Annotated in this window: 22 protein-coding genes and 1 pseudogene; 8 read left to right on the plus strand and 15 right to left on the minus strand. The window is 55.5% G+C overall.

Features of this window, described 5'->3' with window-relative positions; translation table 11 throughout:
- A pseudogene (locus tag ABWP81_RS01610) lies at nt 1–258 on the plus strand (histone); the annotation flags it as partial.
- Nucleotides 259–342: 84 nt separating this feature from the next.
- The gene (locus ABWP81_RS01615; protein WP_353138611.1) at nt 343–651 is read left to right on the plus strand and encodes a DUF167 domain-containing protein; all 309 of its coding nucleotides are present in this window, start codon (nt 343–345) and stop codon (nt 649–651) included.
- A 53-nt stretch (nt 652–704) separates the two neighbouring features.
- Here the strand turns inward: ABWP81_RS01615 and ABWP81_RS01620 are convergent, their stop codons facing one another.
- The 7 genes from ABWP81_RS01620 to ABWP81_RS01650 all read right to left on the minus strand — a co-directional run bounded on the left by ABWP81_RS01620 (nt 705) and on the right by ABWP81_RS01650 (nt 6,238).
- Nucleotides 705–1,604: a carbohydrate kinase family protein gene (locus tag ABWP81_RS01620; protein WP_353138614.1), complete on the minus strand. Its 900-nt coding sequence runs from the start codon at nt 1,602–1,604 to the stop codon at nt 705–707.
- 17 nt (nt 1,605–1,621) lie between these two features.
- Nucleotides 1,622–2,347: a zinc-ribbon and DUF3426 domain-containing protein gene (locus ABWP81_RS01625; RefSeq protein WP_353138617.1), complete on the minus strand. Its 726-nt coding sequence runs from the start codon at nt 2,345–2,347 to the stop codon at nt 1,622–1,624.
- Between the two features lies 1 nt (nt 2,348).
- Nucleotides 2,349–3,230, minus strand: coding sequence for a 50S ribosomal protein L11 methyltransferase (prmA, locus tag ABWP81_RS01630; protein WP_353138620.1), 882 nt, complete (start codon nt 3,228–3,230; stop codon nt 2,349–2,351).
- The gene (gene accC / locus ABWP81_RS01635; RefSeq protein WP_353134274.1) at nt 3,230–4,579 is read right to left on the minus strand and encodes an acetyl-CoA carboxylase biotin carboxylase subunit; all 1,350 of its coding nucleotides are present in this window, start codon (nt 4,577–4,579) and stop codon (nt 3,230–3,232) included. Before accC ends, prmA begins: the two co-directional genes overlap by 1 nt.
- Nucleotides 4,580–4,592: 13 nt before the next feature.
- Nucleotides 4,593–5,042 carry an acetyl-CoA carboxylase biotin carboxyl carrier protein gene (gene accB, locus ABWP81_RS01640; RefSeq protein ID WP_353138623.1) on the minus strand — a complete coding sequence of 150 codons (450 nt, stop codon included), beginning with the start codon at nt 5,040–5,042 and terminating at the stop codon, nt 4,593–4,595.
- A 72-nt stretch (nt 5,043–5,114) separates the two neighbouring features.
- Entirely contained in the window at nt 5,115–5,651 is a 537-nt protein-coding gene (locus ABWP81_RS01645) for a TlpA family protein disulfide reductase (RefSeq protein ID WP_353134268.1), read from the minus strand.
- Complete coding sequence (locus ABWP81_RS01650; RefSeq protein ID WP_353138626.1) at nt 5,648–6,238, minus strand: hypothetical protein; 591 nt, start codon at nt 6,236–6,238, stop codon at nt 5,648–5,650. The genes ABWP81_RS01645 and ABWP81_RS01650 overlap by 4 nt, the downstream gene beginning before the upstream one ends.
- A gap of 72 nt (nt 6,239–6,310) precedes the next feature.
- Here ABWP81_RS01650 and mpl point away from each other — a divergent pair, with 72 nt between their 5' ends.
- The gene (mpl, locus tag ABWP81_RS01655; protein ID WP_353138629.1) at nt 6,311–7,762 is read left to right on the plus strand and encodes a UDP-N-acetylmuramate:L-alanyl-gamma-D-glutamyl-meso-diaminopimelate ligase; all 1,452 of its coding nucleotides are present in this window, start codon (nt 6,311–6,313) and stop codon (nt 7,760–7,762) included.
- 60 nt (nt 7,763–7,822) lie between these two features.
- Here mpl and ABWP81_RS01660 read toward each other — a convergent pair whose 3' ends face one another.
- The 3 genes from ABWP81_RS01660 to rodA all read right to left on the minus strand — a co-directional run bounded on the left by ABWP81_RS01660 (nt 7,823) and on the right by rodA (nt 11,817).
- Nucleotides 7,823–8,932 carry a 3-deoxy-7-phosphoheptulonate synthase gene (locus ABWP81_RS01660; RefSeq protein WP_353134259.1) on the minus strand — a complete coding sequence of 370 codons (1,110 nt, stop codon included), beginning with the start codon at nt 8,930–8,932 and terminating at the stop codon, nt 7,823–7,825.
- Nucleotides 8,933–9,194: 262 nt separating this feature from the next.
- Nucleotides 9,195–10,655 carry a metalloprotease TldD gene (gene tldD, locus ABWP81_RS01665; RefSeq protein ID WP_353138632.1) on the minus strand — a complete coding sequence of 487 codons (1,461 nt, stop codon included), beginning with the start codon at nt 10,653–10,655 and terminating at the stop codon, nt 9,195–9,197.
- Nucleotides 10,656–10,662: 7 nt separating this feature from the next.
- Nucleotides 10,663–11,817, minus strand: coding sequence for a rod shape-determining protein RodA (gene rodA, locus ABWP81_RS01670; protein WP_353138635.1), 1,155 nt, complete (start codon nt 11,815–11,817; stop codon nt 10,663–10,665).
- A gap of 88 nt (nt 11,818–11,905) precedes the next feature.
- Between rodA and ABWP81_RS01675 the strand changes: the two genes are divergently transcribed.
- From ABWP81_RS01675 to ruvC, 5 genes are read left to right on the plus strand one after another with little or no spacing between them, the layout of a single operon-like run.
- Nucleotides 11,906–12,499 (plus strand): YqiA/YcfP family alpha/beta fold hydrolase, encoded by a 594-nt coding sequence (locus ABWP81_RS01675; RefSeq protein ID WP_353138763.1) that lies wholly within the window; start codon nt 11,906–11,908, stop codon nt 12,497–12,499.
- A 24-nt stretch (nt 12,500–12,523) separates the two neighbouring features.
- Nucleotides 12,524–14,590, plus strand: a complete 2,067-nt coding sequence (locus ABWP81_RS01680; protein ID WP_353138638.1) for a ribonuclease catalytic domain-containing protein — start codon at nt 12,524–12,526, stop codon at nt 14,588–14,590.
- Entirely contained in the window at nt 14,590–15,477 is an 888-nt protein-coding gene (locus ABWP81_RS01685; RefSeq protein ID WP_353134247.1) for an energy transducer TonB, read from the plus strand. Before ABWP81_RS01680 ends, ABWP81_RS01685 begins: the two co-directional genes overlap by 1 nt.
- 17 nt (nt 15,478–15,494) lie before the next feature.
- Nucleotides 15,495–16,229 carry a monofunctional biosynthetic peptidoglycan transglycosylase gene (gene mtgA / locus ABWP81_RS01690; protein WP_353138641.1) on the plus strand — a complete coding sequence of 245 codons (735 nt, stop codon included), beginning with the start codon at nt 15,495–15,497 and terminating at the stop codon, nt 16,227–16,229.
- A complete protein-coding gene (gene ruvC, locus ABWP81_RS01695) occupies nt 16,229–16,777 on the plus strand; it encodes a crossover junction endodeoxyribonuclease RuvC (RefSeq protein WP_353138644.1) in 549 nt (182 codons plus the stop codon). Before mtgA ends, ruvC begins: the two co-directional genes overlap by 1 nt.
- A gap of 24 nt (nt 16,778–16,801) precedes the next feature.
- Here the strand turns inward: ruvC and lpxC are convergent, their stop codons facing one another.
- The 5 genes from lpxC to ABWP81_RS01720 form a co-directional block, all read right to left on the minus strand.
- Nucleotides 16,802–17,725, minus strand: coding sequence for a UDP-3-O-acyl-N-acetylglucosamine deacetylase (gene lpxC / locus ABWP81_RS01700; RefSeq protein ID WP_353134238.1), 924 nt, complete (start codon nt 17,723–17,725; stop codon nt 16,802–16,804).
- 24 nt (nt 17,726–17,749) lie between these two features.
- Nucleotides 17,750–19,012 carry a cell division protein FtsZ gene (gene ftsZ / locus ABWP81_RS01705; RefSeq protein ID WP_353138647.1) on the minus strand — a complete coding sequence of 421 codons (1,263 nt, stop codon included), beginning with the start codon at nt 19,010–19,012 and terminating at the stop codon, nt 17,750–17,752.
- A gap of 188 nt (nt 19,013–19,200) precedes the next feature.
- Entirely contained in the window at nt 19,201–20,430 is a 1,230-nt protein-coding gene (gene ftsA, locus ABWP81_RS01710; RefSeq protein WP_353134233.1) for a cell division protein FtsA, read from the minus strand.
- Nucleotides 20,431–20,461: 31 nt separating this feature from the next.
- The gene (locus ABWP81_RS01715) at nt 20,462–21,283 is read right to left on the minus strand and encodes a cell division protein FtsQ/DivIB (protein ID WP_353138650.1); all 822 of its coding nucleotides are present in this window, start codon (nt 21,281–21,283) and stop codon (nt 20,462–20,464) included.
- Nucleotides 21,280–22,251, minus strand: coding sequence for a D-alanine--D-alanine ligase (locus tag ABWP81_RS01720; RefSeq protein ID WP_353138653.1), 972 nt, complete (start codon nt 22,249–22,251; stop codon nt 21,280–21,282). The genes ABWP81_RS01715 and ABWP81_RS01720 overlap by 4 nt, the downstream gene beginning before the upstream one ends.
- Nucleotides 22,252–22,253 lie beyond the last annotated feature (2 nt).

Genomic DNA, 22,253 nt, shown 5'->3' on the forward strand with positions numbered 1-22,253 from the left:
GCAGCTAAGAAGCCAGCAGCCAAAAAAGTAGCCGCTAAAAAGCCTGCTGCTAAAAAAGCCGCAGCTAAGAAGCCAGCAGCCAAAAAAGTAGCCGCTAAGAAAGCTGCTGCCAAAAAGCCTGCCGCCAAAAAACCAGCTGCGAAAAAAGCCGCTAAAAAGCCTGCTGCAAAGAAAGCTGCGAAAGCACCCGCTGCCCGCGCACAGACTACGTTAAACCCGCAAGCTGCTTGGCCTTTCCCAACAGCTAGCAAGCCTTAATCATCACTGATTAAGGTCACGGTCTACCGAAGCTCAAGCCCGACGCCGCAAGGCCTCGGGCTTTTTCTTTTTTCCATTTGTATCATGTTGCTACCTCAAGCCACTTACCTACGCCCAGAAAAAACAGGCACTGTCATCGTAGACATCCATGTCATCCCTAACGCCTCACACACTCAAGTTGATGGCGAACACGATGGGGCTCTTCGCGTACGATTGCACGCCCCGCCCGTGGATGGCAAAGCAAATTTGGCACTGATTGCATGGCTGGCTCGCACCTTGGGCCTTGCCAAGCGCGATGTGGAATTGGTACGCGGCCAAACCTCCAAACGAAAACAGCTACGGGTAAGCGCAGCTGCTTGCATCAAAGCCCAGTGGCTGGCCTTGAACAGTTAAAGCGCTGACCAACCGATTAGCGCCTTCGTCTCTTCAAGAGAGACCGCGCCCTTTTAGGCGATCACCAAACCATCGACGTTGTAGTTTTGCGGGCCACGTTGAGCAATTTTGAGCGCACCCACTTGGTTGCCCAAAGCAGCGCACTTAGCCAAGGACCAACCTTGCTCCAAACCAAACAACAACGCACCTCGCCAGGCATCGCCGCAACCTGTGGGATCAACTACAGCAGCAGCCTTGACGGGCGGCACAAGGGTCTTCTCGCCGTCAATCCACACTTCGCAGCCTTCAGCACCCAAGGTAACGATCAAGCCCTGCACGTGGCGTGAAATGTCAGCCTGGCTCAGGCCTGTGCGGTCGCTCAGCATCTTGCCTTCGTAGTCGTTCACGGTCACCCAAGTCGCTTGGTCAATGAAGCGCATGAGGTCAGCGCCATCAAACATGGGGAGACCTTGACCGGGATCGAACACAAACGGAATATCAGCGGCCTTGAGCTGCTCGGCGTGTTGGATCATGGCATCGCGGCCATCGGGCGAGATGATGGCCAACTTGATGTCGTCACGTTTTTCAATCTTTGTGGTGTGCGCTTGCATCATCGCGCCGGGGTGAAAGGCCGTGATCTGGTTGTTGTCGCGGTCAGTCATGATCATGGCTTGCGCGGTGTAGCTGCCGTCGACTTGGCGCACATACTCGGTAGAGATACCCAAGGTGTTGAGGCGCTGCAAATAGTCAGCTGCATCGGTGCCCAAAGTGGCCATCGGCAGGGGCGTGCCGCCCAAAACCTTCAAACTGTAGGCAATGTTGCCAGCGCAGCCACCAAAGTCACGGCGTAAGCTGGGCACCAGAAACGACACGTTCAAAATGTGCAATTGGTCAGGCAGGATTTGCTCGGCAAATCGACCTTCAAAATCCATGATGGTGTCAAACGCGAGCGAGCCGCAAATCAGCGATGCCATAAAACTACTTTCAATATCTAAGGGTAAAAAACAAAGGCACGAAAACCGATGACACGTTGGCTTACCTTCTCGTCTAAGTCGAAGTTCAAGGTCGAGCGCACATCGCGCAAAGCTTGCACGTGGTCTTTGTTCGACAACTCTTCCGCCATGAAAACGCGTCGCACCAAAATTTGGTCTTGCAAATCGGTCAGGCTCAATTCCAAAGCTGGCATGGCGACGGGGTGGTGCTGCGTATTTTTCAAACGCAGCTGCACGGTGTAGCCGCCTTGTGGATTTTCAGTGAAGCTGCTGCTTTCAATCAACACGGCCTCGGACTCGCGAGGCCAAGTGACTTCACAGGCACACAAAGCCGAGAGCAAAGGACGCAATGCAGGCTCTTGAGCAGCCAGCCAATTGCGCTGCGCAACCACCCACTGCGTGAGTAAAGCCAACACCAAAACCGCCGCACCCACCAACCACGCAAATGGAATCGGTGCATCTGCGCTCTTGGCCGGCGATGCGTGTGCCGAAGAAGATTGAGCCACATGGGCAGCCTCAGCAGGCGCCATTGCGGCACGAAACAACGAAGGCGCGTTAGAGTTGGGCAGCGGTGATGCCGGAATATCGGGGGTAGTTTCAAAATGCAACGCTGCCTCAAACACATGTGAACAGCGACCACAGCGCACCCACCCTTTGGCCAGCACAAGCTGGGCGGGCGATACCTTAAAGGCGGTCTCACATTGGGGGCAGTGGGTGATGTGCATGTCAGCAGTGGGCGGTCATCAAAATCCAGCCGTCTTCAGAGTCGCTCACTTGCAAAGTGCAATACGGTGCGTACGCGTCTTTGAGCTCCTGGGCTTGACGCTCAAGGATACCCGCTAACACCAAGTGCCCGCCAGCAGCCACGTAACTGCGCAACAACGGAGCCAACACTTTTAGCGGCGTGGCCAAGATGTTGGCTAGCACGGTTTGGTAATGGCCTGAGGCCTTGTCGGGCAGGCCCGCATTCAAGCGCACGTTGTTGGCCTCGGCATTGAGCACCGTGGCCGTCACAGCTGCGTCGTCAATGTCAACAGCATCCATATGGGTAGCGCCATGCATCGCAGCACCAATCGCCAAGATACCAGAGCCACAACCGTAATCAAGCACGCGTTGTTGGCTCACATCGTGGGTGGCAATCCAACGCAAACACATGCGGGTGGTGGGGTGCGTCCCTGTGCCAAATGCCAGACCGGGATCGAGACGAATAACTTGCTTGGCTTGTGCGGGCGGCTCGTGCCAAGTGGGGACAATCCAAAACTCAGACGTAATCTCGACGGGTGCAAATTGCGACTGCGTTAACCGCACCCAGTCTTGGTCGGCTACGGGTTGAATGCCCAACACTTGACTGTCGGCAAAGAAATCTTGCAACGCCAGCAAACGTGAGGCATCCGTTGCTGTCGACTCCTGCGCAAACAAGGCCACGATACGTGAACGCTTCCAACCTTCTTTAGGGGGCGGCATCCCAGGTTCGCCAAACAGGGCTTGCTCAGCATCAGTTTGTGCATCCGCGTCTTCAACGGACACACTCAACGCATCAAGCGCATCCAGTGCCTCGCAAACAGCTTCAACGCCGTCTTCGGGGCACATCAGTCGCAACTCAAACATTAGCGCTTATGAGCGGCGAGCCACTCTTCCAAGTAGTGAATATTGGTGCCGCCAGACATGAACTTGGCATCCACCATCAACTCTCGGTGCAACGGGATGTTGGTATTGATACCTTCCACCACGGTCTCGGCTAGGGCCGTGCGCATACGCGCCAAAGCTTCGTCGCGCGTGTCACCATGCGTGATGATCTTGCCAATCATCGAATCATAATTTGGCGGCACGTAGTAGTTGGTGTAGATGTGTGAGTCCACACGCACACCCGGACCGCCGGGCGCGTGCCACATGGTGATGCGCCCAGGCGACGGGATGAACTTGAACGGATCTTCTGCATTGATACGGCATTCCAAAGAATGACCACGCACTTGAACGTCGCGTTGCGTGAAAGGCAATTTAAGGCCCGCCGCCACCATGATTTGCGTCTTCACGATGTCGATGCCGGTGATGTACTCGGTCACGGGATGCTCGACCTGTACTCGGGTGTTCATCTCAATGAAATAAAACTCGCCGTTCTCATACAAAAACTCAAACGTGCCAGCACCGCGGTAATTGATCCTTTTACAGGCTGCCGCACAACGCTCACCAATCTTCTCGATCAATTTGCGGGGGATGCCTGGCGCAGGCGCCTCTTCAATCACTTTTTGATGACGACGCTGCATCGAACAATCACGCTCGCCCAAATAAACGGCATTTTTGTGCTTGTCAGCCAAGATTTGAATTTCGATGTGCCGCGGGTTCTGGAGGAATTTCTCCATGTACACCGCTGGGTTACCAAAGATAGATCCGGCCTCAGCCTTGGTCATCGCTACGGCATTGATCAAGGCAGCTTCGGTATGCACCACACGCATGCCACGCCCACCGCCGCCGCCGGCGGCTTTGATGATTACGGGGTAGCCCACGCCCTTAGCAATGCGCTTAATAACAACTGGATCGTCCGGCAACTCGCCCTCTGAACCAGGCACACAAGGCACACCCGCTTTGATCATGGCTTGCTTGGCCGACACTTTGTCGCCCATGATGCGAATTGAATCAGCGGTAGGACCAATAAATTGGAAACCGCTTTTCTCCACGCGTTCAGCAAAATCTGCGTTTTCGCTCAAAAAACCGTAGCCAGGGTGAATGGCTTCAGAGTCAGTCACTTCTGCTGCCGCAATGATGGCGGGCATGTTGAGATAGCTCAAGGGAGATGCGGCGGGGCCAATACACACAGCCTCGTCTGCCAGCTTGATGTACTTGGCTTCGCGGTCGGCTTCGGAATAAACCATCACCGCTTTGACTCCCAGCTCGCGGCAGGCACGTTGAATGCGCAGGGCGATTTCGCCACGGTTGGCGATCAGGATTTTTTTAAACATAAAAGCCCGCCTGTTATTCGATGATCATCAGGGGTGCGCCGTATTCAACAGCCTGGCCGTCCACAGCCAATATTTGGGTAATGGTGCCTGACTTGTCTGCCTCAATCTCGTTCAAGATTTTCATGGCTTCGATAATGCAAATGGTGTCGCCTTCTTTGACTTGTTGGCCAACTTCGGCGAATGACTTTGCGCCAGGGCTTGAGGAGCGGTAAAACGTGCCCACCATGGGCGACTTGACGGTGTGACCCAGGGGTACCGCTTCTACGGCGGGTGCGGCAACCACTGGGGCAGTTACCACTGGAGCAGCCACCGCAACAGGTGCTGCCATTTGCGTCACCATAGCCACAGGCGCTGGTGCACTCTTGACGATACGGACCGTGCCTTCAGCCTCGGTAATTTCGAGTTCTGACACATTGGAGTCGGAGACCAGGTCAATCAACGTCTTGAGTTTTCGCAAATCCATAACTAGATCCTATTTGTTGTAAATAAGCTGCTAATTTACACTAATTTGCGAATCATCCACCGTCAAAACTACCTAGACAGCCCACTTTCTAATGTCCTCAGGACTTAATTTACCCATTTTTCTTTGAATCAGATGCCCTTGTGCGTCCAAAACCACCGTGAACGGCAAGCCGCCCACCTCATTGCCAAGAATTTTGCCCAGTTCAGTTCCGCTCAGTCCAGCCAAGCCAATCTTATAAGTGACTGGGAATTGCCCCATAAACTGACGTACACGGCTGGGTTGGTCAATCGCTAAACCAAGCACTTGCCAACCATTTTTTTGATTTTGACGAAAGAAGACGTCAATTAACGGCATCTCCTCCACACAGGGCGTACACCATGTAGCCCAAAAATTAACCACCAAGGGACGGCCCTTAAATGCAGACATGGACAAAGACTCGCCAGTGGGTGTATCAAACTCGGCCGCCCAAAAAGCTTGCATCACCTCCGCAGCGATGCCACTTTTCCCATGTCCTGCTTGGCGGTTCCAAGCTACGCCAGCACCCGCGATAGCCGCTATCGCAGCCACCCCTGCATACATCGCCATACGTCTATTTGTGTTTATCGTCATTCAAAATCCTTTAATAACTTATTTAATGCAGTCAAATTCCCGCGATACGTCCTACCTTGCCCATCAGGCTTCAAAGCGCCACGTAGGTCGTCTAAGTCATAAATCATCAAGTGGACGAGCACTTTTTGCGTTAAGCCCGGACAAGTGCACAAGATACTTAGCGCGTCCACGGCCTCGCCTTGAAAGCCCTGTACCGTGCTGACCTCGTAACGCACCTGGTGGTCAATGAGACTAATTTCTGCTGACTTGGAGTCATCACAGAACAACTGCAGGTAAATGTCTGACAAACCCGTGGCCGTGCCCCGCCACACCGCGCCGCCCAAATGCGGCTTGAAATCAGACATGCGGGCCATCCACACCGAAGCCAGTTCGCGCAAGGCTTTGAGTTCGGCGGGCTGGGTGTCGGCGCAAAACAGATCAAGGTACTCGCGCACCGCCTCTTCCAATTGGTCGTTGTTGGGCAACTGCGCCCGGGCATTCAGACCCAGCTGTTTGACAGCACGACGCTTGGCTGGGCCATATTCGAGCCCTTCTTCCACCACCATGCGAGCGGCAGTGGCTGCAATTTCTTCTTGAACCGTATTCATATAGAACGTGATTGTGGAGCAGCCCAGTGCTGCTCGCTCAAGGCTCCTGAAACACCCTCCTAAAATAGGCAAATGCACATACATATATTGGGAATTTGCGGCACGTTCATGGGTGGACTGGCTGCGTTGGCACGTGAAGCGGGGCACAAGGTAACGGGTTGCGATGCGGGTGTGTATCCGCCCATGAGCGACCAACTGCGCAGCCTTGGCATTGAGCTGATTGAAGGCTTTGCTGCCGACCAAACCCAACTCAAACCCGATGTGTATGTGATTGGCAACGTGGTCTCACGCGCCCGCTTGGCCGATGGAAAACCAAAATTCCCGTTGATGGAGGCTATTTTGGAAAGCGGCGCCAGCTACACCAGCGGCCCGCAATGGCTGGCCGAACACGTGTTACACCACCCCAGCCGACCGCGCCACGTGCTGGCCGTGGCCGGCACGCACGGTAAAACCACCACCACGTCGATGCTGGCTTGGATTCTTCAAGCAGCCGGCATGGAGCCTGGCTTCTTAGTGGGCGGCGTGCCCATGAACTTTGGCGTGTCAGCCCGCTTGGGTCGCTTGAACACACCCTCCGATGTGAACGCCCATCAACGCTCGCCTTTTGTGATCGAAGCCGACGAGTACGACACCGCGTTCTTCGACAAGCGAAGCAAGTTTGTTCACTACCACCCCCGTACAGCTATTTTGAACAACCTCGAGTTTGACCACGCCGACATCTTTGACAACCTCGCCGCCATCGAGCGCCAGTTCCACCACTTGGTCCGCACAGTGCCCGCCAGCGGCCGCGTGGTGGTCAACGCAGACGAAGACAGTTTGCAACGCGTGCTCGATCAAGGCTGCTGGAGTAGCTTGGCCAAGTTTGGCCTAAGCGCTAACGCGAAAGGCCTGAACGGTCCCGATGGTTGGACTGTGCAAGGCGAGCCCGACAACTTTGCCGTGCTGCACCACGGCCAAGAAGTGGGCCGCGTGCAATGGGACATCACGGGCGTGCACAACCAGCTAAACGCCTTAGCCGCCATCGCTGCAGCAGAGCATGTAGGCGTATCGCCTGCGCAAGCTGCAGCCTCATTAACCGAGTTTCAAAACGTACGCCGCCGCATGGAAGTGCGAGGCACCGTCCCGCGTGCAGGTGGCGACATCACGGTGTATGACGACTTTGCGCACCACCCCACCGCGATTCGCACCACCGTTGATGGCCTGCGTCGCAAAGTGGGGACCAATGCCCGCATCTTGGCGGTGTTTGAGCCTCGTAGCAACACCATGAAGCTGGGCATGATGAAGTCACAACTGCCGTGGAGTTTGGAAGACGCTGATCTGGCGTTTTGTCACTCGGGTGGTTTGGACTGGGACGCCGCTGAGGTTTTGTTGTCTATGGGGGCGCGTGTTTTAGTAGCGGGCTCTGTGGATGAAGTGATTGCGCAAGTGGTGGCTGTTGCGCAAGCAGGAGACCATGTGCTGTGCATGAGCAATGGTGGGTTTGGTGGAATACATGCCAAGTTGTTGGCGGCTTTGGCTGAGTAACTTTTATCTTCTCTCGCACACAGCACGGCCAACCACTTGACTTGACTTGGCTAAACCTAATCAACCGCGCTTGCGACGCGCCATCACAGCCTTAGACAACACATCCAGCGAAGCCACAGAGTCATCCCAATCCAAGCACGCATCCGTGATGCTCTTGCCGTATTCCAGCTGAGACACATCATCTTTACCAGGCGTGAACTTTTGAGCGCCACCCAAAATGTGACTCTCAATCATCACGCCAAACACTTGATGTGAACCCCCACTGATTTGCTCGGCAATGTCTTTGGCCACCAACAACTGACGCTCATGCTGCTTGCTGCTGTTGGCATGGCTGCAATCCACCATCAATGAAGCGGGCAACTTGGCTTTGGCCAATTCCTCGCAAGCAGCGGTCACGCTGGCTGCATCGTAGTTGGGGGCTTTGCCACCGCGCAGAATAACGTGGCAGTCTTTGTTGCCTTTGGTTTGCACAATAGCCACTTGACCATTTTTGTGAATAGACAAAAAGTGATGAGCACCCGCTGCAGCTTGTATCGCATCGGTGGCAATTTTGATGTTGCCGTCGGTGCCGTTCTTGAAACCAATCGGCGCTGAAATACCCGAGGCCAATTCGCGGTGCACTTGACTCTCTGTCGTGCGCGCACCAATCGCGCCCCAAGAAATCAGGTCCCCAATATATTGCGGGCTAATGGCATCTAGAAACTCGCTGCCTGCAGGCAAGCCGAGGCGGTTAATTTCAATCAGCAACTGGCGCGCAATGCGCAAGCCTTCGTCGATGCGAAAGCTCTCATCCAAGTACGGGTCGTTGATCAACCCCTTCCAGCCCACGGTGGTGCGTGGTTTTTCGAAGTACACGCGCATCACAATTTCCAAAGTGTCGGCGTATTTTTCGCGCAGCGGTTGCAAACGACGTGCGTAGTCAATCGCCGCAGCAGGATCGTGGATAGAGCACGGACCCACCACCACCAGCAGGCGATCATCTTTGCCATGCATGATGTGGTGGATAGTTTTTCGCGTCTGGGTGATCAACTTTTCGACGGGTGTGCCCTGAATCGGAAAGAAGCGAATCAAATGTTCGGGAGGAGGTAGCACGGTGATGTCCTTGATACGTTGATCGTCGGTTTGACTGGTGTTTTCAACGTAGCTTGAATAACTGGTGTTCGTTTTCATGGTCTCGTCCTGAAGTTTGAAAAAAGTGATTGGAGGATTTAGCAAAAAAAAACCGCCGGGGGTCCGGCGGTTGGTTTGGGAGTTCAGAGCGTTTGGGCTACGTTCAGATCTCTCGACCGCCGTGGGGGCGTGAGATAAAGAAATAAGCAAAATAAAAACGGGCTGAACTCATGAATTGAAATATAGCACAAGGCATATGGCAGGTTTCTGACAAAGCAGGGAGGGCTTAAACGAAACGTTGACGCTGTGAAGCACACAGAATTTATGCCGTACCACCCACCGTCAGTCCATCGATGCGCAAGGTCGGCTGCCCCACGCCCACTGGCACGCTCTGGCCTTCTTTGCCGCAGGTGCCTACGCCGGGGTCCAATTTCATATCGTTACCAATCAAGCCTACGCGTGTCAGCGCATCAGGGCCGTTGCCGACCAAGGTCGCGCCTTTGACGGGATATTGAATTTTGCCGTTCTCCACCCAGTAGGCCAGAGATGTGGAAAACACAAACTTGCCTGAGGTGATATCCACTTGACCGCCACCAAAGTTCACGGCGTACAAACCCTTTTTAAGACTGGACACAATTTCTTCTGGCGACTTGTCGCCACCCAACATATAGGTGTTGGTCATACGCGGCATGGGCACGTGCGCGTAGCTTTCACGGCGACCGTTGCCTGTGGGCTTGACGCCCATCAAGCGGGCGTTCATGTTGTCTTGGATGTAGCCCTTCAAAATACCGTCTTCAATCAACACATTGCTTTGGCTTGGGTTGCCTTCATCGTCCACATTGAGTGAGCCACGGCGGTCAGGAAGTGTGCCGTCGTCCAACACCGTCACGCCTTTGGCAGCAACGCGCTGCCCAATACGGCCACTGAACGCGCTCGAGCCTTTGCGGTTGAAGTCACCTTCCAAGCCGTGTCCTATCGCTTCGTGCAACAAGATACCCGGCCAGCCCGAGCCCAACACCACACTCATCTCGCCGGCAGGGGCAGGGCGCGCATCGAGGTTGGTGAGCGCACATTGCACAGCTTCGTCGACGTAACTTTGCGCCAGAGTATCGTCAAAATGACCCAGACCAAAGCGACCGCCGCCGCCGGCAGAGCCCACTTCGCGACGGCCATTTTGCTCAGCAATCACAGTCACGCTCAAGCGCACAAGGGGTCGCACATCGGCGGCCAAGGTGCCATCGGCGCGCACCACCATCACTACGTCGTATTCGCTGGCCAAACCAGCCATGACTTGAATCACACGCGGGTCTTTGGCGCGGGCCATTTGCTCGACACGACCCAAAAGTTCAACCTTCTCGGTGCTGTTGAGTGAGGCAATGGGGTCTAAGCCTAAATACAAAGAACGGCTAGATGCCACCTTACGCGTGGGCACTTTGACACGTCCGCCTTTGGCTGCTGCACCAATGGTGCGTACAGTGCGCGCGGCATCCATCAAAGAGGCTTTGGAGATATCGTCGGAATAGGCGAAGGCGGTTTTTTCTCCGCTCACTGCACGCACACCCACGCCTTGGTCGATGCTGAAAGAGCCGGTTTTAACAATGCCTTCTTCCAAGCTCCAGCCTTCAGAGCGGGTGTATTGAAAGTACAAATCGGCTTCGTCAACCTTGTGCGCTTTGATCTCGGCCAAGGTTTTGACCAAGTCGGTCTCGTCTAGACCAAAAGGCTCTAACAACAGTTGACGGGCAATGGCCAATCGCTCAAGGGTAGGTTCGCGTGAAATCATGCTGGAATTATGACTGCACCAATTGCTTGGCCTTGGCGACCGACATCAATATCCCTAAGCCTAAGCCCAGTGTCACCATGGCCGTGCCGCCGTAGCTGATGAAGGGCAGCGGCACACCCACCACAGGCAAGATGCCACTCACCATGCCCATGTTCACAAAAGCGTAGATAAAGAAGCTCAAGGTCACGCTACCAGCCAACAAGCGAGCAAACAACGTGGGGCCTTCCACCGCAATGGCCAAGCCACGCAAAATCAAAAAGATGAAAGCCCCAAGCAGTAACAAATTACCAATGAAGCCAAACTCTTCGCCAAAGGCGGCAAACACAAAGTCGGTGGTGCGCTCAGGGATGAAATCCAAATGGGTTTGCGTGCCTTGCATAAAACCCTTTCCCCAAAAGCCCCCAGAGCCAATGGCAATCATGCCCTGGATGATATGAAAACCTTTACCCAACGGATCTCGCGACGGGTCTAGCAAAGTACAAATACGCTGCTGCTGGTAGTCGTGCAAGATGGGCCAACGAAAACCGTCAGCGCACAAGGTGGGCTCAAACCAAACCACCAAACCCACGCCAACCAAGCCCATGATGATGGGCGGCACGATCAGCCACCAGCTCAAGCCCGCAAAGAAGATCACGGCCAAACCCGCCGACAACACCAAAATGGCGGTGCCTAAGTCTGGCTGACGCATGATCAATCCCACAGGAATCAACAACAACATACCCGCCACAAAAAAGTCAAGTGGGCGCAACAGACCTTCGCGCTTTTGGAACCACCAAGCCAACATCAGCGGCATGGCTATTTTCATGATCTCACTGGGCTGAATGACGATACCCACATTGAGCCAACGGCGCGCCCCCTTTTTGGTCAAACCAAACAAAGCGACGGCCACCAACAACGCCACGCCGATGGTGTAGATAGGCACGGCAAAAGCCATCAAGCGCTGCGGTGGAATTTGGGCCACTACAAACATGATGAAGCCAGCAATTAGCATGTTGCGGCCATGGTCAAAAAAGCGTGCGCCATTGGCAAAGCCAGACGAATACATGGTTAGCAAACCCGCGCATGCCAACAAGAAAACACCAAATGCCAAGGGGCCATCAAAGCCTTTGAGCAAAGGTCTGAGTCTTTGAAACGGGCTGGGTTTGTGAATGACGATGGGCATGGCCAGATTATCCCCTGTTGCGGGGGTGACGCGCTTGGCGCTGCTAGCATTTGGTATGACCTCACCCAACTCGTCACTGCCTGCGGCTATGCCCACCACCCATGTGCTTTATTTGCATGGTTTTCGCTCGTCGCCCCAGTCCACCAAAGCGAGGCAAATGACGGCCATCATGGCCGAGCAGTTTGCGCATATCGAGTGGTGGTGTCCACAGTTGCCGCCCTCGCCCCAAGCGGCTGCCGAGCTAATCCAATCCGGCACCGCCGGCTGGCCTGCAAACCGCATGGCAGTGATGGGCTCATCGCTGGGCGGTTTTTACGCCACATGGCTGGCGGCCCAGCGGGATTGCAAAGCAGTGTTGCTCAACCCCGCCATTGACCCAGCCCGCGACTTGTCCAAATACATTGGCGAACAAACCTCTTGGCACGACCCCACCGAGCGGTTTTACTTTGCACCCGAATTTGTGGATGAATTACGCGCCTTAGAAGTTGGCCCTGCGCCCCACCCTGAGCGCTTGTGGGCGCTCATTGCCAAAGGCGACGAAGTGCTGGATTGGCGAGAAATGACGGCCCGCTACCCCACCTCACATCAAGTGCTGATGGAGGGCGGCGACCACGCCATCAGCAACTTTGCGCATTACCTGCCGCAAGTGCTGGAATTTCTAAATTTGCAGCCAGCGCCCTAGATTGCGCGTGGGACAATAAAGCTTATGTACGCATTGTTTGAAGACGCTGGTAAATTCCAGACGGGCCGCATCCTTTCTGAGGCGGATAGCTCAGCCCAAATCGAGCTGGAATCTGGCAAACGGGTCAAGGTCAAGGCCGTCAATTTGCTGATCAAGTTCGACAAGCCCTCTCCTGCCGAGTTAATGCGTGATGCGCAAGCTTTAAGCGCCACCATCGAGCTCGACCTAGCTTGGGAATTTGCCCCCGAAGACGAGTTTGGTTTTGCCGATTTGGCCCGCGAATACTTTAGCGCCCAAGCCACGCTGACAGAACAAACAGCCGCCTTACTGCGCGTTTTTGAGGCGCCGCACTACTTTCGCCGTGCTGGCAAAGGCCGCTTCAAAAAGGCCTCAGCCGAAGTAATTGCTCAAGCCCTTGCTGGCATCGAAAAGAAAAAACAAATCCAAGCGCAAATCGAAGGCTGGGCTGCTGAGTTAGGGCAAGGCACTTGCCCAGCGCCCATCCAAACCCAGCTCTACAAAATCTTGTTCAAGCCGGACAAGAATGCACCCGAATACAAAGCCGTGGTTGAAGCAGCACGCGCCACACACACCGCGCCGCTCGCTTTACTGCAAAAAGCAGGCGCAATCAACTCGGCCTATCAGTTCCATTGGCAGCGCTTTTTGTTTGACAACTTTCCCAAGGGCACAGGCTTTCCTAACCTACAAGCACCTGCGATTGCAGACGAGCTGTCACTGGCGAATGTGCAGGCGTATTCAATTGACGACTCGCAAACCACCGAGATTGACGATGCTTTGTCGGTGCAAGGTTTGGGCACGGGCACCGTCACACTCGGCATTCACATTGCCGCGCCTGCGCTAGCCTTAAAGCCGGGCGATGCGATTGACCAACTGGGCCGCAACCGGTTGTCCACCGTCTATATGCCGGGCTACAAAATCACCATGCTGCCCGACGACGTGGTGCAAAGCTACACCCTGCAAGAAGGGCGCGACTGCCCAGCGGTGTCTTTGTACGTTAGGTTTGACGAAGCCACCCTGGCCTTGCAAAACACCGAGACGCGCGTGGAGCGTGTGCCAATTGCCGCCAACTTGCGCCACGACCAACTTGACGCCATCGTCACTGAGGCTTGGTTGAAAGACAACAACTTCACACACGCAGATGGTGTGGTTGAGCCCGCCATGCCTCGCGAACAACTCGCGTTCATGTTCCGCTTGGCCCAACATCTTAAAGCGCAACGTGAAGTGGTGCGAGGCAAGCCTGAAAACTTCAATCGCCCCGACTACAACTTCCGCTTGGTTGGTAACGATGGACAAGAACCTAAAGGCGATGAGCAAGTGCAAATCAGCATCCGCCAGCGCGGCGCTCCCCTTGACCTGATGGTGGCAGAGGCCATGATTTTGGCCAACAGCACCTGGGGCAATTGGATGGCCGAGTTGGGCGTGCCCGGCATCTACCGCAGCCAAGCCAGCATGTTGCCCGGCGTCAAAGTGCGAATGGGTACCAAGGCCTTGCCGCACGCAGGCATTGGCGTGCCCAGCTACGCCTGGAGCACTTCGCCGCTGCGCCGCTACACCGACCTTGTGAACCAATGGCAAATCATTGCCTGCGCCAAGCACGGCAGCACGGCAGCATTGGCCGCACCGTTCAAGCCCAAAGACACGGAGCTGTTCTCCATCATCTCGGCGTTTGATGGTGCGTACGGCGCTTACAACGCCTACCAAAACGGCATGGAGCGTTTTTGGACGCTGCAGTATTTGAAGCAAAACAACATCACCGAGCTCAGCGCCACGGTGTTCAAAGCTTTCCCGGGCCAGCCACCCATGGCTCGTGCCGATGACTTGCCCTTGGTCTTGCCCGTGTTGGGTGGCGGCGATTTGCCACGCGGTGCACGCGTGCAGCTGCGCTTGAGCGAGGTGGACGACATCAGCCTAGACATCAGCGGCCATCTGCTGCACATCCTCGAAGCCGATGCACCCTCCAGCGCCGAACAAACCGAGATGACAGATGACGAAGACGACAGCGCCGCTGGCCCCATTGCTTTGGCTATGGACGTGAATGAGGCACCCACCACGGAAGGCTCTGCTGCGTGATGGCCACGCATTCATTATTGAAGCATTGGTCATGGAGGCATTGGTCAAGGCTGCAGAAAGCTTTGTTCATTTCGTTTGCCATTCACGGCGCCTTGCTCACCCTGCGCATCGCTGCTCCCGAGCGCTTTGACCGCCTGTTCAGCGACGCACCGCTGGACGTGATTTTGGTTAACACCCGCGCCAAAGCAGATGCGCCAGACAAAGCCCAAGCCTTAGCGCAAACGCAGTTGGCCGGTGGTGGCGAACAAAAAAGCGGCCGCGCAGCATCGCCACTGCCCACTGCCGCCACCACGTCGATGGGTGACATGGCCGAATCTATGCAACGCCAAGTGGCCGTCATGCGCAAAGAGCAGTCGCTACTCTTGGCACAAGTGAAAAACGTACTTGCCCAGCTACCGCCCCCGCAGCCGCAAAAATCAAAAGCAGAGCAAGAAGCCGTCGAGCAAAAGCGCCGCCAGTTGCTGAAGCTCTTGGCCGAGATTGAGGAACGCATCAACCAGGACAATGCACGCCCTCGTAAACATTACGTGAGCCCCGCCACCAAACAAGTGGCCTATGCGCTTTACTACGACACGCTGCGCCGCAAAATTGAAGACCGCGGCACGCGCTACTTTCCTGCCACCAACGGCGGACAAAAACTGTACGGCGAATTGACCATGATCATCACCGTTAACACCGACGGTCGCGTGTTGGCCACCGAGGTGGTGCAAAGCTCTGGCCAAGCCGATCTTGACCGCCGCGCCCAAGCCATTGCCACCGCGGCGGGCCCGTTTGGTGATTTCACCGAAGAGATGCGCAAGCAAGCCGACCAACTGGCTGTGGTGTCACGTTTCATCTTCAGCCGCGACAACACCTTGCAAACACGCGGCGGCGAAGCCGCCAACTAACTTAAACACAGCGCAATATGAACACCTCACGCTTTCGCCCCTGGCTGCGCTGGCTATTGCTGGTGCTGGTGGCTTGTTTGGGTCTGCAAATTTTCTTCCTGGCACGCATTGCAGTCATGGCGCGTGTGGCACCCGAGTCCACCTCGTTTGAGCGCTCTGAAACATGGCGCATCGTCAACACCCAAGACCGTTTGCGTTGGCGACAAGACTGGGTGCCCTACAGCCAAATCTCTAACCACCTCAAGCGTGCCGTGATTGCTTCTGAAGACGACATCTTTGCGCAGCATGACGGCGTGCAATGGGTGGCAATCGAAAAAGCTTGGGCTAAAAACGCCAAAGCTGAATTGCAAGCCAGCAAAAAAGCGCAAGGCAAAGCGGTCCCCAAAGTGGTGGGTGGTTCCACCATCACGCAGCAGTTGGCCAAAAACTTGTTTTTATCGGGTGAGCGCACCTTCATTCGCAAAGGCCAAGAGTTTGTGCTGACAGTGATGCTGGAGGCCTTGCTGGGCAAGCAACGCATCTTAGAGATTTACCTTAACCATGTGGAATGGGGTGAAGGTATTTTTGGAGCAGAGGCTGCGGCACAACATTACTTTCAAAAATCTGCTGCACAGCTCACACCTTGGGAGGCTGGTCGCTTGGCTGTCATGCTGCCGCGCCCCAAGCACTACCAAAAGTTTCCGCAGTCTGAATACCTGTCGGGCCGTACCGAAATTATTTTGATGCGCATGGGTAGCGCGCAACTGCCGTAATGCGCATTCTTGGCATCGACCCCGGCCTGCGCGTCACCGGTTTTGGTGTGGTGGAAAAGCACGGCAACCAATTGTTGTATGTGGCCAGCGGCACGATCAAGACCAACAAAGAAGTGCAAGGTAATTTGCCCGAGCGTTTGAAGGTCTTGTTTGATGGGATTCACGAGGTGGTGGAGCGCTATAAACCCGAAACTTCTGCAGTAGAAATTGTGTTTGTCAACGTCAACCCGCAAGCCACGCTTTTGCTAGGCCAAGCACGAGGCGCATGCATTACCGCGCTGTCCACTTGTAACTTGCCTGTGGCCGAGTACACCGCTTTGCAAATGAAGCAAGCCGTGGCTGGGCACGGCTTGGCTAAAAAAGAACAAGTGCAAGAAATGGTGAAACGCTTGCTTAAGCTACCCAGTCTTCCTGGGCCAGATGCCGCCGATGCGTTGGGCATTGCCATCACGCATGCACACGCGGGTCAGTCTATGGCGAGATTAGCTGCTGCCACCGATTTGCAGCGCAGCACCCATGGCATGTACAAAGCGGGGCGAAGCCGCTAAGCCAGAACGCAAGGGGCAACACGCCTACCAAGCAGGCGCAAGCTGCGCCAAACCCTGAGGAGCTTTGCGCGCGTCTTCAAAAGTGACAACTTCATAAGCGTCAGGCTGACTGAGTAATTCACGCAGCAGCTTGTTGTTCATGGCGTGACCCGAGCGAAAGGCCACATAAGAAGCCAACAAAGGTTTGCCAATCAAAAACAAGTCACCCATGGCGTCGAGAATTTTGTGTTTTACAAACTCGTCGTCATAGCGCAAGCCATCGCTGTTCAAGACCTTGTAATCGTCCATCACGATGGCGTTGTCCAAACCGCCACCGAGGGCAAGGCCATTGGCACGCATCATCTCCACATCGCGCGTAAAACCAAAGGTGCGTGCGCGTGCGATGTCACGCGTGTAGTCGTTCACGTCCATGTCAAACACCACGCTTTGGCCGGTGGAATCTACCGCCGGGTGTCGAAAATCAATTTCAAAACTCAGCTTGTAGCCGTGGTGTGGGTCGAGTCGTGCCCACTTCACGTTGGCGCCCTCGCCTTCACGCACCTCTACCGTCTTCAACACACGGATAAAACGCTTGGGCGCGTTTTGCTCCACGATGCCCGCGCTTTGCAGCAAGAACACAAATGACGAAGCTGAGCCATCCAGAATGGGCACTTCTTCAGCTGTGATGTCGATGTAGAGGTTGTCAATGCCAAGGCCAGCACAAGCCGACATCAAATGCTCAACGGTGAACACCTTCGCGCCGCCATGGGAGATGGTCGAAGCCAAGCGCGTGTCCGTCACTGCCGTGGCCGTGATAGGAATGTCCACGGGCTGCGGCAAATCCACCCGACGGAACACGATGCCCGTGTCGGGTTGCGCGGGGCGCAGCGTCAGCTCCACGCGTTGGCCGCTGTGAAGACCAACACCTACGGCCTTGGTGAGGGATTGAAGGGTTCTTTGTTTGAGCACGGTGTGATTTTAATGAATCCCCTCTCAGTCTGCTTGCTTGCGCAAGAAGGCTGGGATTTCGTAGTCATCCATGCCGCCCGAAGACAAGGCATCGACCTTGGCAGCTGCCGAGGTACGGTTGCCACGCCACACGGCAGGAGAGTTCATGGAATCGTAGTTAGGTTGCGCTGAGGCTGCGCCCATACCGAAGCCCGCAGCCAAACCGGCCAAGCCACCCGTCGCCGCGGCCAACACGCCCGCCGGCGATGCATTTGGCGCTTGCGTAGTGGAATAGCCCATGCCGTCCGTACCCGTGCGCAACACTTGCAACTGAGGTGCAGCGCGGCGGCTACCGGCTAAACCTGTGGCCACCACGGTCACGCGAATTTGGTCGCCCAAGTTTTCATCGTAAGCAGTACCGTAAATCACGTGTGCGTCTGATGAAGCGAACTTGCGAATCGTGTTCATGGCTTCACGAGACTCAGACAACTTCAAGCCGCCCTTGGCTGCGGTGATCAACACCAACACGCCCTTGGCACCCGACATGTCCACACCTTCGAGCAAGGGGCAAGCCACTGCTTGTTCAGCAGCGATGCGTGCACGGTCAGGGCCGCTGGCCGCCGCAGTGCCCATCATTGCTTTACCTTTTTCACTCATCACAGTGCGCACGTCTTCAAAGTCGACGTTGACCAGAGCTTCCACGTTGATGATCTCGGCAATGCCGCCAACCGAGTTTTTCAACACGTCGTTAGCAAATGCAAAGGCTTCATCTTGGCTGGCATCTTCACCCAACACGTCCATCAACTTTTCGTTTAACACCACGATGAGTGAGTCGACGTTGGCTTCTAGCTCAGCCAAGCCAAGCTCGGCGTTGCCCATGCGACGATCACCTTCAAAGTCAAAAGGCTTTGTCACCACGCCGACGGTCAAGATGCCCATCTCGCGTGCCACACGTGCCACCACCGGTGCAGCACCTGTGCCCGTGCCGCCGCCCATACCGGCTGTCACGAACAGCATGTTGGTGCCTGCCAGCGCCAAGCGGATGTCGTCAATTGCTGCCTCAGCGGCTTCGCGGCCGCGATCAGGCTTGCTGCCAGCGCCCAAACCTGTCGTACCCAGTTGAATGACTTTGTGCGCATTACTCACGCGCAGGGCTTGTGCGTCGGTGTTCGCGGTGACGAACTCGACGCCTTGAACGCCACAGCTGATCATGTGTTCAACCGCGTTACCGCCGCCGCCACCAACGCCGATAACTTTAATTTGTGTGCCTGAGTTGAATGCTTCAACTTCGATCATTTCGATGGTCATGATGTTTCTCCTAATCTAAAAATTTGCAGTTGCCTGATAGCTGTCTGATGTTTGTTTTGCTTGTGGTTCATTGCGCTCCTTCTATGAGGGTGGCGCAGTTGCAGCGCAAGGTCGCCATCGTCGACCTGGGCGCTGTCGCTGCGGCGGACTACCCCGCGCGAGATAAAGCAAGGTATGAGGAATCATGTTTAGAAGTTCCCCACAAACCAGTCTTTGAGGCGGTCCATCAACGAATTGACCGACCCACTCTTTTGTGAAACTTTGAGGCCACGTTGACGGTCCAGGCCGGCTTCCGCCAGCAAGCCCATCACCGTGGCAGCACGTGGCTGCGACACCATGTCGGCCAAAGCGCTGCTGTACTTTGGCACACCGCGGCGCACGGGCTTCAAGAAAATGTCTTCCCCTAGCTCGACCATGCCCGGCATCACCGCGCTACCGCCCGTGAGCACAATGCCCGACGACAACACTTCTTCATAGCCTGAGTCACGGATGACTTGTTGCACCAGCGAAAAGATTTCCTCTACGCGCGGCTCAATCACACCGGCCAAGGCTTGGCGACTCAACATGCGCGGCGTGCGGTCCCCCAGGCCCGGCACTTCTACTTGCACGTCTGGGTCGGCCAGTAATTGCTTGGCGTAGCCTGATTCAATCTTGATTTCTTCGGCATCTTTGGTCGGTGTGCGCAAAGCCATCGCAATGTCGCTGGTGATCAAGTCGCCCGCGATGGGAATGACGGCCGTGTGTCGAATCGCACCGTTGGTGAAGATGGCCACGTCAGTGGTACCCGCACCAATATCCACCAAAGCCACACCCAGTTCACGCTCGTCATCCGTTAACACCGACAGGCTTGAAGCCAAGGGATTGAGCATCAGGCGGTCCACATCTAAGCCGCAACGACGCACGCACTTGATGATGTTTTCTGCCGCGCTTTGTGCGCCAGTGACGATGTGCACCTTGGCTTCCAAGCGGATACCGCTCATGCCAACGGGTTGCTTGACTTCTTGTCCATCAATCACAAACTCTTGTGCTTCAACCAACAACAAGCGCTGGTCTGTGGAAATATTGATGGCTTTGGCTGTCTCGACCACACGCGCTACATCAGCCTCTGTGACTTCTCTGTCCTTGACCGCAACCATGCCCGTCGAGTTGATGCCGCGAATGTGGCTGCCCGTGATGCCGGTGTACACCCGCGTGATCTTGCAGTCGGCCATCAACTCGGCTTCTTTCAAAGCTTGCTGAATGCTTTGCACCGTTGCATCGATATTGACCACCACGCCACGCTTCAAACCATTGCTGGGAGCCACACCGAGACCTGCGAGCTTGAGCTCACCATCGGGCAACACTTCGGCCACGACCACCATGACCTTGGCTGTGCCAATGTCTAAGCCGACCACCAAATCTTTGTATTCTTTTGCCATAACAGCCTCGTTCTTTCTCTTCTAATGCTCGTTAGCGTTTGGCAGGCACGTCTTGCGTGCTCACCCCGCGCACCCGAATCGCATAACCGTTGTCGTGTCGCAAATCTGCGGACTCGATCGCCGAGGCCTTACGGCCCAGCTTTTGTGTCACTTGCGTCAAGCTGTGTGACACGCGCTGCACCCTCACCATCACGTCATCCACACTGCCACGACCCAACTCAATCACTGCACCGTGCGCCAACTTGGCACGCCAACTGCCGCGATCGCTCAAGACCAAGCTGTCCACACCCAGGCTCAAAGCTTTGAACGCGGGCTCTAAGGCCAAATACATTGCCAACACTTGCTGCGATTGGCTGTCGGGCCCACTTAGACGCGGCATTTTGTCGTCGTCCAAATCTGCTGCATTGGCTTCAAACACTTCGCCATAGCTATTGACCATGCGCTGCTCGCCGTCGTCACCCCAATAGGCGACGGGCTTGTGCTCTTGCAGCGTCACACGCAGGCGATTAGGAAACTCGCGCTGCACCGATGCCAAACGCACCCAAGGCACGCTTTCAAACGCGCTGCGCACACGGCTCAAATCAGCGGTGAAAAAATTACCCGTGAACTTGGTCACCACATTGGCACGCAAGGTCACTTCGTTGTTGTGCTCGATATCACCCTTCACGGTAATCCCCTGCAGCGCAAAAGCGGGTAGCTGCACCAAGGCCCACACACCCCCCACCAACGCACCCACGACCAAGCCCACAAACATGAGCGAAGCCGCCATGTGCATGAGCTTGACGTCCAGCGGCACTGCCACCGAGGCATTGACCTCGGGGCGGGGTCGCATATGGGTGTAGCGCGTGGTCATAGGGCTTTAGGACCTCCGGGATGGTCAAGCGTGGCGCTCTCCAACAGCATCAAGCACAAGTCTTCGTAACTGATACCCGCTGCACGTGCCGACATGGGCACCAGAGAATGACTGGTCATGCCAGGCGATGTGTTCATCTCTAACAAGAAGGGTTTGCGGTCCGTGGCGCGCAACATGATGTCGGCGCGTCCCCAGCCTCGGCAGCCCAGGGCGCGATATGCGGCCACCACCAAACGTTGAATTTCTTGCTCTTCGGCTTCGGGCAAACCACTGGGACAGTGGTACTTCACGTCGTCGGTGAAGTACTTGTGCTTGTAGTCATAAGCGCCATCAGGTGCTGCTATACGTACCACGGGTAAGGCACGTGCATGTGGACCATTGCCCATGATGGGGCAGGTCAGCTCTTCGCCGGTGATGAACTCTTCTGCCAATAAATCCGGGTCGTATTTCGTTGCCAATTCAGCAGCCGCTGCCATGTCACCTGCTTGCATGACTTTGCTCATACCGATGGATGAGCCTTCGCGCGGTGGCTTGACGATCAAAGGCAGACCCAACTTGGCAGGAATGGCGCTGATGTTTTTTGCTGTTTGGTCTTCAGGCGACAGCCACACATAGCTCGGTGTCGACAAACCCACCGCGCTCCACACGCGCTTGGTCATCACTTTGTCCATGGCCATGGCAGAGGCCATCACACCAGAACCGGTGTACGGAATACCCAACAATTCCAACGCGCCTTGCACGGCACCGTCTTCACCGTAGCGGCCATGCAACGCGATGAAGGCATGTGTGTAGCCTTCGCGTTTGAGCTCGTCCAAGCTGCGCTCGGCGGGGTCAAATGCGGTGGCATTGACACCCTTACTTTGCAATGCTTTCAGCACGCCGCTGCCTGACATGATGGACACATCACGCTCGGCAGACAGGCCGCCCATCAGGACAGCAACTTTGACGTTGTTGATATTGAATGTCATAT

Source organism: Limnohabitans sp. (assembly GCF_040401135.1).
Classification (GTDB): domain Bacteria; phylum Pseudomonadota; class Gammaproteobacteria; order Burkholderiales; family Burkholderiaceae_C; genus Limnohabitans.